The organism is uncultured Capnocytophaga sp., assembly GCF_937936315.1.
Classification (GTDB): domain Bacteria; phylum Bacteroidota; class Bacteroidia; order Flavobacteriales; family Flavobacteriaceae; genus Capnocytophaga.
Window position 1 is genome coordinate 15,863 of record NZ_CALGWU010000059.1, and the last position, 14,233, is coordinate 30,095.

At 33.7% G+C, this 14,233-nt stretch carries 12 protein-coding genes; 5 read left to right on the plus strand and 7 right to left on the minus strand.

Annotation, left to right across the window (positions count from 1 at the left end; genetic code table 11):
* On the minus strand, positions 1–309 hold the full coding sequence (locus tag Q0162_RS11920; protein WP_009389078.1) for a DUF4134 domain-containing protein: 309 nt from the start codon (positions 307–309) through the stop codon (positions 1–3).
* A 146-nt stretch (positions 310–455) separates the two neighbouring features.
* Between Q0162_RS11920 and Q0162_RS11925 the strand changes: the two genes are divergently transcribed.
* The gene (locus tag Q0162_RS11925) at positions 456–2,375 is read left to right on the plus strand and encodes a TIR domain-containing protein (protein ID WP_297892070.1); all 1,920 of its coding nucleotides are present in this window, start codon (positions 456–458) and stop codon (positions 2,373–2,375) included.
* Between the two features lie 75 nt (positions 2,376–2,450).
* Positions 2,451–4,256: a hypothetical protein gene (locus tag Q0162_RS11930; protein WP_297892072.1), complete on the plus strand. Its 1,806-nt coding sequence runs from the start codon at positions 2,451–2,453 to the stop codon at positions 4,254–4,256.
* Between the two features lie 4 nt (positions 4,257–4,260).
* On the opposite strand, the gene Q0162_RS11935 is transcribed toward Q0162_RS11930, so the two are convergent.
* The 4 genes from Q0162_RS11935 to Q0162_RS11950 all read right to left on the minus strand — a co-directional run bounded on the left by Q0162_RS11935 (position 4,261) and on the right by Q0162_RS11950 (position 6,528).
* On the minus strand, positions 4,261–4,812 hold the full coding sequence (locus Q0162_RS11935) for a hypothetical protein (protein WP_106098035.1): 552 nt from the start codon (positions 4,810–4,812) through the stop codon (positions 4,261–4,263).
* A 2-nt stretch (positions 4,813–4,814) separates the two neighbouring features.
* Positions 4,815–5,198: a DUF3408 domain-containing protein gene (locus tag Q0162_RS11940; RefSeq protein ID WP_009389064.1), complete on the minus strand. Its 384-nt coding sequence runs from the start codon at positions 5,196–5,198 to the stop codon at positions 4,815–4,817.
* 11 nt (positions 5,199–5,209) lie between these two features.
* Positions 5,210–5,968 carry a ParA family protein gene (locus Q0162_RS11945; RefSeq protein ID WP_016421299.1) on the minus strand — a complete coding sequence of 253 codons (759 nt, stop codon included), beginning with the start codon at positions 5,966–5,968 and terminating at the stop codon, positions 5,210–5,212.
* A 386-nt stretch (positions 5,969–6,354) separates the two neighbouring features.
* A complete protein-coding gene (locus Q0162_RS11950) occupies positions 6,355–6,528 on the minus strand; it encodes a hypothetical protein (RefSeq protein WP_297892078.1) in 174 nt (57 codons plus the stop codon).
* A 9-nt stretch (positions 6,529–6,537) separates the two neighbouring features.
* On the opposite strand from Q0162_RS11950, the gene mobA reads away from it, so the two are divergent.
* The 3 genes from mobA (at position 6,538) to mobC (ending at position 10,401) form a co-directional block, all read left to right on the plus strand.
* A complete protein-coding gene (gene mobA / locus Q0162_RS11955; protein ID WP_297892081.1) occupies positions 6,538–6,963 on the plus strand; it encodes a conjugal transfer protein MobA in 426 nt (141 codons plus the stop codon).
* A gap of 25 nt (positions 6,964–6,988) precedes the next feature.
* Positions 6,989–8,326, plus strand: a complete 1,338-nt coding sequence (gene mobB, locus Q0162_RS11960) for a conjugal transfer protein MobB (protein ID WP_297892083.1) — start codon at positions 6,989–6,991, stop codon at positions 8,324–8,326.
* Between the two features lie 65 nt (positions 8,327–8,391).
* On the plus strand, positions 8,392–10,401 hold the full coding sequence (mobC, locus tag Q0162_RS11965; RefSeq protein ID WP_106098038.1) for a conjugal transfer protein MobC: 2,010 nt from the start codon (positions 8,392–8,394) through the stop codon (positions 10,399–10,401).
* A 6-nt stretch (positions 10,402–10,407) separates the two neighbouring features.
* On the opposite strand, the gene Q0162_RS11970 is transcribed toward mobC, so the two are convergent.
* Both Q0162_RS11970 and Q0162_RS11975 read right to left on the minus strand, forming a co-directional pair.
* Positions 10,408–11,343, minus strand: a complete 936-nt coding sequence (locus Q0162_RS11970; protein ID WP_034544229.1) for a hypothetical protein — start codon at positions 11,341–11,343, stop codon at positions 10,408–10,410.
* Between the two features lie 14 nt (positions 11,344–11,357).
* Positions 11,358–14,228 carry an HET-C-related protein gene (locus Q0162_RS11975; RefSeq protein WP_297892092.1) on the minus strand — a complete coding sequence of 957 codons (2,871 nt, stop codon included), beginning with the start codon at positions 14,226–14,228 and terminating at the stop codon, positions 11,358–11,360.
* Between the last annotated feature and the right edge of the window lie 5 nt (positions 14,229–14,233).

The following is a 14,233-nucleotide window of genomic DNA, read 5'->3' on the forward strand; positions in this document are numbered from 1 at the left end:
TTATAAGAAGAACGAACGCAAGATAGTAGCAGCTACAATTAGGAAGATACAAGCCCCAAACCAACTGGCAGCCGTTTTGCTGGTATCGGGGTCGCCACTACTAAACTTGTTATATACCTTTACCCCACCGATGAGTCCCACCACAGCCCCTATGGCATAGATGAGCTTGGTAGCAGGGTCAAAATACGAGGTAACCATACGGGTAGCTTCGTTGATACCTCCTACACCATTGCCCTGAGCAATGGAAAATTGTGTAACTCCTATCATCGTGAGCAGAAGGAGCCGTTTTAGAATTGATTTTCGCTTCATTGATAATCTGTTATTTTAAAATTCGGGGCAAAGGTAGGGGAATAGGAGATGAGGAGAATGAAAGTGGTAGGGTTTGGCTTAATATGGTTGTATATGGAAAAGTTTTTGTAATTTTGCGGCGTGGAATTCTAATAATTAGAGACTTTATGAAAATAACAATATTCTATTCGTGGCAGTCAACAATAGAAAGTAAATACAATCGCTATTTTATACTTGATTGTATTAAGAAAGCTGTGGAACAAATAAAGCAAAAATATAATTCAATAGAAGTTAAAATAACAGAAGCCCTTCGTGATGAGTCAGGACAAATATCTATTCCCGAAACAATAGCTGAGAAAATTGAAAATTGTCATATTTTTATAGCTGATATGACAATAATTAACAACGATGGGGCTTCAGCTAAGACAAAATATACTCCTAATCCGAATGTACTCCTTGAGTATGGTCAAGCAATAGCTCATATTGGAAAATCTCAAATTATAAGTGTGTTGAATAGTAAATTTGGTTCTCCTCATAATGATCCAGAATTGATACCTTTTGATATTAGATCTGATAGGTTTCCTATAGAATACTCAATTAATGAAGAAATTTATACTGATAAAGAAAAAAGAGAAAAAGAAAAAAATGAGTTAACAAAACACTTATCAGGTGCTTTAGATATAACTATATCAAAAATTATTAGAGAACAAAAAAATAAATATAGACCTTTTAAAACTTGGGAACAATGGAAAGATGAGATTAATATACAAAATGAGTTTATAGAGAATAAGAAGATAAAAGAAATTAGAGATACTATAATGAAGGAAATTGATAATCCTAATAAATCACCAATTAGGATTACAGGTCTTTCAGGAATTGGAAAAACACGAATTTTATTTGAGATATTTAGAAAAATAGAAGGTGATGAAAAAACTATTCTACTCTCAAATAGAGTACTCTACTTAAACTATGATGATTTCTCAAATAATCATCTTGAAATTATTAATACGATAAATAGAGAAAAGTCAGACGCTATTTTAATTATAGATAATTGTAATGCAGATGGTTATGAAAAATTTATTAGAAATTTAAAAGGGTTCAAACTATCCTTAATTTCTATTGATTCAAATCCTGAAGAGAATTATGAAGATAGCCAATATATTAAAATTGGGAACGAAGATTTATTGGACTCCATAGAAGATATTATAAAGGCTAAATCAGACAATTTAGAACAAAGTACAATAGAAATAATTAAACAAATTTCACAAGGAGTACCTCTTATAGCTATTCTATTGTGTGAAAATATTGTAAATGGGAAACTAACGAAAGAACCAGATAACAAAGGATTATTAGATAAGATATTAGGTAAGAAGGGTGAAAAATGGAGGTATATTTTAGATTCTTGTTCTTTATTTAGGAAGGTTGGTTATGAAAATGAAAAGAAAGAACAATATAATTTTATTGTTACTAATGAAAATCTAACAATCTCTAATAATAATCATATTGTGAGACTTAAGGAATCTGAGGAAGCCGTCAAATATTATATTAAAAGAGGAATTTTTGAAAAAAGAGGTCGTTATTTATCTATAAGACCGTTCTTTTTGTCAGTTCTATTAGCAAGTAAATATTTGGAAAGTATCAGTTCAGAACATTTTCACAATATTATTAAAGATATACAAGATAAATTAGAAAAACCTCACAAAGAAGAACTTATGAACTATTTATCAGAACAAATTAGATATTTAGGATATAACACAGATATCAGAACAATCATTGATAATTTTGTAGGGTATAAATCTTATTTTGATAGTATAGAAGTTTTAAATACTGAGTTGGGTTCACGCCTCTTCCGTTCATTTGTAGAAGTGAATCCAGTAGCGATATCTGATAACTTTTATAGACAATTTAACAATGAAAAAACAGAAAAGCTATTAGAATTTAAAGAAGGAAGACGAAATATAATATGGGCATTAGAAAAACTATGCTTCAATAAGGATACGTTCAGTAATAGTGCTAAGATATTATATAGATTTGCAGTTGCAGAGAATGAGTCGTGGGCTAATAATGCAACTGGACAATTTTTGTAATTATTCCATATTTTCTTAGCTGGGACAGAAGTTTCTCTAAAGGAGAGATTAAAGATTATCAAATGGGGGTTAGGTATGAAAGACGAAAAGTTCACCCAATTAGCTATTAAAGCAATGGCTTCTGGTTTAACAACTAACCATTTTGCAAGAATGAAAGGTGCAGAAAGGCAAGGAATAGATGAAATAAAAGATTATGTCCCTACATATGATGAAATATCAGAATACTATAAGAGTATATTAGATGAACTTATCAATCTTATTAGAAGTGAAGGTATATATATAGATGAAGTAAGTAAAATTATTGCTGATTCCATTAGAGGTTTAACTAATATAGGCTTGATAGCTATAGTACTACCATATATAGATGAAGTTATTGCTATAAAAAATAGAATTTGGCAAGAAGGATTAGATAGTATTAGAATGACCTTAGCTTTTGAAGGTAATAAAATATCAGAAGAACATAGAACACACTTACAAAAGATTATAGAAGAATTATCAGAGGATTTTATAACTCGTTTTAGAAGTTATGATAAGTTCTATGATAAAGATTACTCTTTTGAAAACTTTGAAGAGAAAGAAAAGGAACGAATGTATTCTTTAGCTAAGATTTTTATAGAGTTTAAAGAAGTAGAACAAAGAGAACTACTGTTTAAACTTTACAAAAGAGAGCAAGGTATCTATGTAATATATCAATCATATTTTGGCAAATCAATAAGTGATTTTTTTAATGATAATATAGATAAAAGTGAAAAATTTATTAATATATCATTATCAATAGCAGAAGAATTAGGCGAAGAATTGTTTGATTATTCAATTCTATTAGGCTTTATTGAGCAATCAGAAAGAGAAATTAAGAAATATTTTTATCAAAAAGTAGGAGAAAAATCGTATTTAAATTATCTTCTGTTTATTTTTGTTGCTAATGATGAGAAAGGAGTTGAGCACTTTGATCAATTATTTAAATTAATAGATAATCACCCTCAATTGTTTAGTTATTTAGGGCATTTAAAGTATAGGATGGCTTTACAAAAACTCAGTATACAAGAGATTGAATCTTTACAAAATAAGCTATTAAATTATGAGATACAGGGGTATATAATGATTTTTGAGCTATTAAGTTCTATTCGTACTCAAGATGCTGAAAAACAAATTGTCATAGATGGTTTTTTGAAAGAGTGTATATATAAAATAGGAGTACAATGGAATAATAACATTGATAACTTTCAATACTTTAATCATATAAGAAATATTCTTAAAAACGAAGAAAAAGATGAGAAATTATGTTCATTTGTGGTAAACGATATTATCAATTATATAAACTGGGATACTGCACTTAGTTTGGAACCATATAGAAGCATATTTGAAATTGCATTGAGTGATTATTTTGATAGCACTTGGGCTATTATATCCTCTGCTATAATCAATGAGAATGATGGATATATGAAATTCTGGGGAATAAAGCAACTGTTGGGAGGATATGTTAGTAACATATATACAAAAAAAGATATATTATTTAACAATGATAATGTTGAAAAAATTATAGACTGGTGTAATAAAAATCAACCTATTGCACCTACTCTTATTGCTGAATTAGTTCCTATATATAATGAAGACCGAACTGAATGGAATCCTATTGCAAAAAGATTAATAGATGAATTTGGAAATATAAAAGAGGTTCTTGACAGATTAGGGGCTAATATGAATAGCTTCTCGTGGTCAGGTTCTATTGTACCCTTACTTGAATCTAATAAAAAATTACTTGAAAGCATTGTGGACAATAGTAATCCTATAGTTTCAGAATGGGCACAGCAGAATATAAACGAGTTAAGCAAACGAATTATTCAGGAAAAAAAGAAAGATGAAGAGTATTTTATAACATAAAATATTACACAAACTCCCTAATATCAAACTCCGTTTTACTCTCTACAGTTTTAGGCAACGCCTTCTCCAAGAGCGCACTCACTTTAAGAGTTGCTTGGGGTAAGGCTTTTTCTATGGCTTCTAATAGGCTGGTACCCTCTACCTTTTGTAGTAGCTCTATGTTCTCGGTGGTAACTTCTTCTTTGTCCTCAGAGAGGAAAGTAGCTACCTTTTCCAAGTCCTCAAACGAAAGCCCTGTGGCAAAATCATTGTCCTCTGCCTCTGTGCGATAACTGCGTAAATCCTCTTCTTCATCTTCAAGGTTTATGGTAGGTTCCTCTTCCCATTCTGTCAGAATATCCTGTTGCTCTTTTTCTGTTAAGGGGATAGCTGTAGTGGCTACCTTTGTAGAAGGCACAAACCTGCTTTCCCCCATTACCGAAGTTGAGGAAGCCGACTTGGGTATAGAGGTCGTTTTAGGTTTAGTAGCTCTCTTTTTAGATAGTGTTATAGGCATTTTGTCCGATAGCAACAACAAAATGACCACAATAAGCAGTAAAATGATAATCTTTTCCATTGTCAAAATATAGGTTTGTATTTCTGTTCAAAACTCTGTGTAATTTCCTCTTGGTACTGCTCAAAATGCGCTTTAAGTACATTGTCTAAATAGTTATACAGACTGATCTTGTCTTCTCCTATCACCTGTACAATACGGGCTATTCGCTGGTGAAACTCAGGGCGTATATACACCGATTTTCCTTCTCTTGCTGAAGTCTCTCCCTGCTCAAAAAAATAACTTTCATACTCATAGAGTTCTGCCTTTTTCTTCTTGGTAGGAGCTGGTTTCTGGGGTGCTTTCTCTGTCTCTATTGGAGCCGTAGCAATGGCAGGGGCAGGCGTGGGTTGCTTGCCTGCCATTAGCTCCATTAGTTCGTTTTCGTCTATAGGTTTTACTGTCTTCATATCTTTAAGGCTTACTGAATAATCTGTACCAACTCATTAATAAAGTCGTCCAAATGACAACCACTCATCAACTTCTCATCAGCAGGCATTAAAGTAGAACGGAATACCAATCGTTGGTTTTCTGTGCCGTCTTTGCGAAAACGCTTGCTATCAGAGATATAGGCTTGCATCAGGTTCAAACCTAAATCAGCGATCACTTGCTCATAAATCTTGTACAAAGGCGATTTTTCTCTCCCATCTACCTGATTCCAAAACAAATGTACGCTTTTAATAGCACTTTCAGTATTCTTAGCGATGATATTGGAAAGTACCTCAGTAAAACTCAAAGTACTTTCAATTACCACTCTATCGGCAGTGATAGGTGAGAAAATGTGATGCATTTGTGCTAGCAGGGTCAATATCCCTGCGGTGTTTACTGTCCCCGGCATATCAAAAAGTATAACCTCTATAGGGAAAGGTGTCTCTGCGATGAGCTGTTGTGCCTTTTCAAGGGCTTCATTGGGCTTACATTGTATTATGGGGTATGCCTTTTTGTTTAGCTCACTAAACTGTCTATGAGCAGCTTTCTTAAAATGCTCGTTGTTCATCACTGTTTTAAGATCTTGCTCTCGCATTCGGTGTAGGCTGTATTGTGGATAATCACAATCCATCACTGCTACATTATAGCCCATTCGGTAGTGTAGCAAGCTGGCTACTAAGGTAGTAAAAGTGCTTTTTCCTACCCCTCCTTTCTGGGTGGAAAAGCTAATGAATTTTGTCGTTGATGTCATATATATGTGTTTAAATATGTTTGTAATTCAGTAAGTATATAAGTGCATAGCTATTCAAATACAACTATCTTTATTTAAGTAATTATCTCTGTAACTATACCGTTATATAAGTAATTAGCTAATTATCTAATTGACTAATTACTTGCGTATGTACATACATTGGTAGCTTTATAGCTGTGTAGCTACATAGCTACGCAAATACATTTTTACTTCCATACATACTTGCTTTGGTATGCGGGTGCAAAGGAACATATAAATATACATATAGCCTTATGTAGGGTTGTAAATGGCTTTATAAGGAAGTGATTGGCTTTATGTTATATACAAATCCTTTGCTAAGAAATCACTTGTTTTGCACCCTGAAATTACTTTACCCGCTCGTAGTGTTAATTTCTCTCTTTATGGCTAATTAAAATTCGACCGTTAGGGAGAATTTTCTGTTCACCCGAACAGAGCAAGTTGTGTTTTGAGGCACGCATTAGGCGTGTAGGCACCTCAAAACCACTTGCCCTTGCAGGGAGCTTAAAACGCACTCCAAAGTCGTGGTTTTTTACTAACACTGAATTTATATGACCTTACAGAAAACAACTCACAAACACTCCACAGGTAGGAATAAAAAGATAAATCCTACTTCTTTTAGATATGTTTTTCGATTGAATGAAGAAGAAAACAATCAGTTTCTCTCGCTTTTCGAGCAATCAGGAATGAAAGTCAAAGCGCATTTTATCACCTCTTTGCTTTTTAACCGAGAGATAAAAGTTGTGAAAATTGATAAATCTGCATTAGATTATTACACTAAACTCACTGAACTCTATGCACAATTTCGTTCGGTAGGGGTCAATTACAATCAGATTGTAAAGATACTCTATCGCAATTTTTCGGAGAAGAAAGCGGCTGCTTACCTCTATAAATTGGAGAAAGAAACTACCCAATTGATTGCTATCTGCAAACAAATATTAGAGCTTTCTCAGCAAATAGAGCAAAAACTAAAGTAAGTTTTTAAGACGAAAACAGCGACTTATGATAGCAAAAATACATCGAGGAGGGCAGCTGTTAGGAGTACTTTTGTACAATCACAACAAGGTGGATAAAGGGCAGGGAGAGGTGTTATATACTCAAAAAGTGATACAACCTCTGCAAGGAAGTGTAGGCATTTCAGAAGTGTCTCGCTCCTTTGCACCTTATCTCTATGCCAACATAAGGACAGAAAAACCTATCCTACACATATCCCTCAATCCCGATCCTAACGATAAGGTAAGCGACGAGACCTTTGTAAAGTTGGCTACTGACTATATGCAACAGATGGGCTTTGGCAACCAACCTTTTGTGGTTTACAAACATTCGGATATTGAGCGCAAACACATTCACATTGTATCGCTGGGGATAGACGAAGAAGGCAAGAAAATCCCTGATACTTTTGAAAAAATACGCTCAATGAAAGTATGCCGAGAGTTGGAAACAAAATACCAACTTATCCCTGCTATCACCAATGATTCACCGCTAACAGATGATGAGCTCTTGCCTTTGTCTAAATTAGTCCCCTTAGATTACCGACAAAACGACCTTAAAAAGGAGTTGGTACATATTGTAAAACAATTGCTAAAACACTATCATTTTGCCTCGTTAGGAGCATTTAACGCCTTGCTCAATCAGTTTAACATAGCGGTAGAAAAGGTAGAAGGCGAACTGCAAGGTGTTCCTAAAAAGGGCTTGGTGTATGTGGTATTGGATGAGAATGGTAACAAAGCAAGCCATCCTTTTAAAGCCTCCAAGCTCGGCAAAACACTGAGCTTACCTTATATCGAAAAACATTTACAAAAGGAACAAGATCACTTAAAAGGACAAAACACCACTTCCTTAAAGGCACATATCATCTTTGCCAAAGAAACAGCTCATAGCAAAAGTGAATTTGTTCAAGAACTAAAAGCTAAAGGAATAGAGGTTGTCTTTCGTGAAAATAAAGAAGGGAGAACCTACGGAGTAACCTTTATCGACCACAACAGCCGATGTGTGTATAATGGTTCTCAGCTGGGGAAAGAGTTTTCTGCCAATGTTTTTCATCAGTGGCTAAAATCGTTAGAAGAGCCTGTTCCTGCTTTAACCTCTGAGGTTAATATGCCGGCTGTAGCTCCTTATGCAAGTAAAAATCACAACAATACTAACACTGTTGAAGAGGATACTTTCTGTGACACTTCTTGGACACATTACCAAGAGGATTTTGGCAAGGACTCAGCCTTAAATGTTTTCTTTACTCTTTTCTCTTTGGATGATCAAGGGGTAGATTACGAAGAAGAGGATTTTACCAGAAGAATGAAACGTGCTACTGCCAAACGGCGAAAAATGAAAAACAAATCTTAGGTGTGGCTATTGAGCTGACATAGCTAAGTATAAAATATTGACAAACACTAAAAACAGAAACAAATATGCAAAACGATGATGATTTAAGAGCATTAGCCAAGATTATGGCTTTTATGCGTGCAGTAAGTATTCTCATAGTACTAATGCACCTCTATTGGTATTGTTATGGCTTTTTCCAAGGCGAAAAGTGGATATTAGCCGTAGTAGATAGAATCCTGACCAACTTCCAACGAACAGCAGGACTGTTCTCTCACCCGCTATACACCAAATGCTTTGCCCTCCTGCTCTTAGCCCTGAGCTGTTTGGGAACAACAGGTGTAAAAAATGACAAGATTACTTGGCGAAAGATTTACATCGCTCTGGGGGTAGGAGCTGCTCTTTACTTTGGTAATTTTTGGATTTTATACCTGCGCCTTCCTGCTTCAGTGGTTGCCTTTTTCTATATCCTTACTCTATCTTTGGGCTACATAGCGCTCCTTATGGCAGGTTCTTGGATGAGTCGCTTGTTAAAAAACAACCTTTTAGATGATGTTTTCAACAATGAAAACGAGTCGTTTATGCAGGAAACACGCCTGATGACAAACGAGTATTCTGTGAATCTACCTACTTTGTTCTACTACCGCAAGAAGTGGAACAAAGGCTGGATCAATGTGGTAAATCCCTTTCGGGCAACCATAGTGCTGGGTACTCCTGGTTCAGGGAAGTCTTATGCCATAGTGAACAACTATATCAAACAACAGATTGAGAAAGGTTTTGCAATGTACATCTACGACTTCAAGTTTGATGACCTCTCTACCATTGCCTATAATCACCTCTTAAAGCATTTAGATAAGTACAAGGTCAAGCCCAAGTTCTATGTGATAAACTTTGATGATCCTCGTCGTAGTCATCGTTGTAACCCTATCAACCCTAACTTTATGAGTGATATTTCCGATGCTTATGAATCTGCTTATACGATTATGCTCAATCTCAACCGCTCGTGGATTCAAAAGCAAGGGGATTTCTTTGTAGAGTCGCCTATCATTCTATTGGCAGCTATTATTTGGTTTTTGAAGATTTACAAAGGTGGTAAGTACTGTACCTTTCCACACGCCATCGAGCTATTAAACAAGCCTTATGCCGATGTCTTTACTATTCTCACCTCGTACCCCGAACTTGAGAATTACCTATCGCCTTTTATGGATGCTTGGCAAGGTGGCGCACAAGACCAGCTACAAGGGCAAATCGCCAGTGCTAAAATTCCGCTCTCTCGAATGATTTCGCCTCAACTCTATTGGGTAATGACAGGCGATGATTTTTCGTTGGATATCAATAACCCCAAAGAACCTAAAATCCTTTGTGTAGGCAACAATCCCGATAGGCAGAATATCTATTCGGCAGCTTTGGGTTTGTACAATTCGCGTATTGTAAAGCTCATCAACAAGAAAGGACAACTCAAATCCTCAGTGATTATTGATGAGCTGCCAACGATATATTTTAGGGGATTGGATAACCTAATAGCCACAGCCCGAAGCAATAAAGTAGCTGTTTGTTTAGGTTTTCAAGATTATTCACAGCTCACCCGTGATTATGGCGATAAGGAAAGCAAGGTAATACAGAATACTGTAGGGAATATTTTTAGCGGACAAGTAGTAGGGGAAACAGCTAAAACCCTTTCTGAACGTTTTGGAAAGGTATTGCAGAAAAGGCAATCTACTACGATTAACCGCAATGACACCTCTACCTCTATATCCACGCAGTTGGATAGTCTTATCCCTGCCAGTAAGATTGCGAACCTCACCCAAGGAATGTTCGTTGGGGCAGTCTCTGACAACTTTGACGAGCGTATTGAGCAGAAGATATTCCACGCTCAGATTATAGTAGATAACAAGAAAGTAGCTGCTGAGACCAAAGCCTACCAGAAAATCCCTGAAGTCCTATCCTTTACCGATGCCAACGGCAACGACACTACCAAAGAACAGGTAGAAGCCAATTACCGTCAAATAAAGTTAGATGTCGTTGAAATCATTGAACGCGAAAAAGAACGCATCGCCAACGATCCTGAGCTGAGGTATTTGGTGGAGAAGGAGGGATAAATACTGTTACTTAGATATAATGATTTTCTCCACAAAATCTATACTACCAACCTCATCAGGAGAGCGGTAATCGATAGATCCTTCATTAGTCATACGATTAAAGGTAATATGAACTTCGTAAGATCTATTCCTCCTACTCCATTGTTTTGAATCACCAGGGTCATCATAGTATGCACCTTCAAGCCCCAATTGTTTTACCATTTTATCCCAATCAGTTGCTTTTAGTTGTGAGAAATCACAAGTATTTCCATTATAAGTGATTTTTCCTTTAAAAGCACCTTTGGGAAGACTTCTTGTGTAATCTTCATAGTCCTTTTTCTCTGCTGCTATGGCTTTTGGCTGGCTATTAGGTTTATTTTTGCTAAAAGGACTCCTTATGGCTCGCATAGGTAGAGGGAATATACAAATTCTTGCAATAGTATCGCTTGTACCTCGTGTAGAAATATTAAAGCCTAATTCATCCCATATATAAAAAGTAGATAGCACTTTCTCTGGGTATTCCTTCACATACAGGCTATCATACATTCCTTGTGCTCTTATCATCTCTTTTTCTGAGGAGTATTCGGTGGCGCTTATATCTACATTCTCGTAGTCTTCTTTACTCTTGAAAAAACGAATACCACCATCATCTTCACTATACCAATAAGCCAGAGCTCCTTTTTTCCAATACCAACGCTTTGAAATAGAGGTGTTTTCAATCATTTCTTCTTTTCTATAAGGTACATTGATGATTCCTATCAACTCCTGTATTGAGTTTGTTAAAAGGAACTGCTTCCCGTTGTAGTACAATATAGTATCTTCTTCCACACGGAAGTGATTTCCTGTATCAGAAGTGTAGTTTTTAGTACTGAGTGTATCAATATTAGGACTGTTAGATGAATATCCTGTAAATTGTTGGCAACTAACAGATAGAATAGAAAATAGGTATATAATATTTCTCATATTACAATATAATTTTAATGATTATGATGGACTTTTGTATTTAATAGATTAGAATCCATATTATTTTTTTTCCATAATACTTTAAGTTTGTTTCTTAAGAAAATTATTCCATCTGCATTATTTTTTATAGAAAAATACTCATCAGCATTTAGTTCCATATTTTTCAAAAATTTTATATTATTTACAATGTCATTTATCTTACTGATATTCACATTCTTTATACCTTTTGTCTCTATTATTTTATTTGAGAAAGATTCTATTTCATCTATAGAAGTTTTAATTCCCCATAAAAGAATACTAGGCTCATGTGTTAATGATAATTTAAACTCATTCTTTTCACACCATTTTAATACAATATCATCCATTGAATCTGTATATATTGGATGTTGCATATACTCTCCTACTATATTAATTATTTCTGTTTTCTTATCTTCAAGTGTTTTTTTCTTATCAAGAAAAATTTTTAAAACTTTTGTAACAGCTTCTGTTGCACATTCAATAGCTAATCCATGCAGAGGCTGTAGTCCACTATCTTTTGCTAATTGTGTATGAGAAGGTCCATATTCATTTAATTTCCAAAATGGATGTTCTTCATCTTCTATTTTTAGTAATTCTGAATATAAAAAAGTCTGATAGTCATCAATTAAACTAGTTGCTGAAAGAATTAAAAAATGAGTTAGAGCATTTTTAGCTATTCGGATATAATCTTCTAAAAAGTTAAAAATACCAAAGATTTCCAAAATATCTTTATAAGAATGTTTTCCAAAAAAACCAAAATCACGTTTTTCAACATAAGCATCTCTAATACACAAATATTTATCATATATTTTTGTATATGAATCATTCTTTTTCCCTTTATAGTTAGGATTACTTTCTGATGCGTCAGTATCTTGTGCAGAAGATATATCTTTTAGTATTTCATAGATGAAAGCATCTTTCCAAGTTCTTTCTCCTTTCTCTATCTCTTTTTCATCTTTAATAGTAACTGAGAAAAAATGCTCATTTAATTTAGGTAAAATGCTTGCTATAGTATCTAATCTATTAAAACTACCTGTTTGTATATAGTAGTTAGAATAATTAATTTTTTCTCCTTTCTTTAATTTGGAATTTTTTGTTTTTTTTAAAGAAGTCATACTAGGATTATCCCAAGGATAAACTTTAGGATCATATACCTTCATAACAGCTAATTCACAGAAATTACTATGTGCGTAATAATCTTCTAAGATATGTAATGCAGCACCAAAATTAATTCTTCCTATAACGCTGTTAGGATCAGATTTATTAATAAAATCTTTGAAACATTTAAAAGATGTTGGAAATGGAAAGATATCTTCATCTTTTTCATTATCAGTACGGATATATTTTCTTGTTCCATGAGTTTTATTTTTATCCCATTGAGCATCAATAGGGTCTTTAACAAAATCACAATCTAACTTATTATTAACATTCTTTTCTCCTGATTTTCTTATTAAAGCATAAGGATTATCTATATGTTCTTCAGGTCGATAAACTCCTAAAATTTCAGGAGTTATATAAATGAAACGACTTCTAAATTTTTCTATATATTTAAAATAATTAGAGGGTTTTTTATTCCCTTTTTCATCTTCTTTAATTTTTATTTCCCCAAATTCTTTCAGAGCTAGATAACCTACTAAGTTTGTTATAGTAGCTCTACTGAACTTGACTGGATTTAATTTTATTTCATCCCATTTTGTTATAGAAAAATTAGGGGGAAACAAAGAAAATTCGAAGTCAGTTGGTATACTCTTTTTTACCTTTATATCACATCCACAATTGTTATTTCCTTTTCTAAGTTTATTTTCATCAAATAGATTTTTAAGTTTTTCTGAAATTTTTTTGTAATCAAATTGTGAAATATCAGAAGCTAAAATGTTTGCCATTGGTCTAATAACCATAGGATCTACAAATTGGGAATAATCTCGTAACCAATTCCCTAAATAGATTTGATCTTTAACTAAGGTTTCCTCATTCTCCTCTTCCCATTTAATAGATTCAAATGCTTTGTTTTCGATATATCTATGTCCAAATCCATGTATAGAATTTCCTTTTCCTGCTGAAAAAAACTCATAATCAGCATAATCATTATCATCAAGTTCTATACGATTATCAACATATTCTTTCAAAGCTAAATGAATATCAGAAAAATCCCAAACAAGTTGTTTTATCTTTCCTTTTATTGTCAGTCTTGCATAAGGTTGTTCTTTTTTTTCAAAAGGATCAATAAAAAACTTATTATATGTCTTATTAGCAGTGGAAGTATATTTGGCTCCTTCATCACCTATAGCATCTCCACCTATAGAAGAGTATTTATAACGCAATAGATAATCAAGATGGTGCCCAAACTCTTCAACAAGAGCAAGCATTAACATTTGACTTTTCTCATTGTTTTTTAGGGCAAAATCTATAAAATACTCTGAGACAAGAATTTTGTTTTTAAAATCTTCATTTTCTCCCATATAGTATGCTGCCATAAAAGAGCCTAGTAATTTTTCAACCACAATAATTTGTGGATTTATACTACTCTTTTTATCACTTGCATCCTTATACAATTGTTCATATGCCTCTATTGGTATATCTCTTCCAAAAATATCAACCATTAAAAAATAAAACATTATCATACTATCTTTTCCCGCAAAATAAAAAAGTTGTTCTAAAGCAAAAGAACTTTCTAACTTATAATTACTTCTCTTTAATTTAGAAAAAGTAGTAGTATACTTTTCGTACTTCCCATAAATTATCTCTGGACTATCTTCAATGATCAATTTTTGAGATTTTTCTACTATATCTCCATTTAATGAATATATACTATAATCTCCTCCAATGATTTCAGTTGTTTTGCCTTTTACAATTCTTGTTCTGCTCATAGTTA

Excerpts from the sequence above, each read along its gene's own strand:
- Q0162_RS11920 (WP_009389078.1), bottom strand. The coding sequence starts at position 309 with ATGAAGCGAAAATCAATTCTAAAACGGCTCCTTCTGCTCACGATGATA.
- Q0162_RS11925 (WP_297892070.1), top strand. The coding sequence starts at position 456 with ATGAAAATAACAATATTCTATTCGTGGCAGTCAACAATAGAAAGTAAA.
- Q0162_RS11930 (WP_297892072.1), top strand. The coding sequence starts at position 2,451 with ATGAAAGACGAAAAGTTCACCCAATTAGCTATTAAAGCAATGGCTTCT.
- Q0162_RS11935 (WP_106098035.1), bottom strand. The coding sequence starts at position 4,812 with ATGGAAAAGATTATCATTTTACTGCTTATTGTGGTCATTTTGTTGTTG.
- Q0162_RS11940 (WP_009389064.1), bottom strand. The coding sequence starts at position 5,198 with ATGAAGACAGTAAAACCTATAGACGAAAACGAACTAATGGAGCTAATG.
- Q0162_RS11945 (WP_016421299.1), bottom strand. The coding sequence starts at position 5,968 with ATGACATCAACGACAAAATTCATTAGCTTTTCCACCCAGAAAGGAGGG.
- mobA (WP_297892081.1), top strand. The coding sequence starts at position 6,538 with ATGACCTTACAGAAAACAACTCACAAACACTCCACAGGTAGGAATAAA.
- mobB (WP_297892083.1), top strand. The coding sequence starts at position 6,989 with ATGATAGCAAAAATACATCGAGGAGGGCAGCTGTTAGGAGTACTTTTG.
- mobC (WP_106098038.1), top strand. The coding sequence starts at position 8,392 with ATGCAAAACGATGATGATTTAAGAGCATTAGCCAAGATTATGGCTTTT.
- Q0162_RS11970 (WP_034544229.1), bottom strand. The coding sequence starts at position 11,343 with ATGAGAAATATTATATACCTATTTTCTATTCTATCTGTTAGTTGCCAA.
- Q0162_RS11975 (WP_297892092.1), bottom strand. The coding sequence starts at position 14,228 with ATGAGCAGAACAAGAATTGTAAAAGGCAAAACAACTGAAATCATTGGA.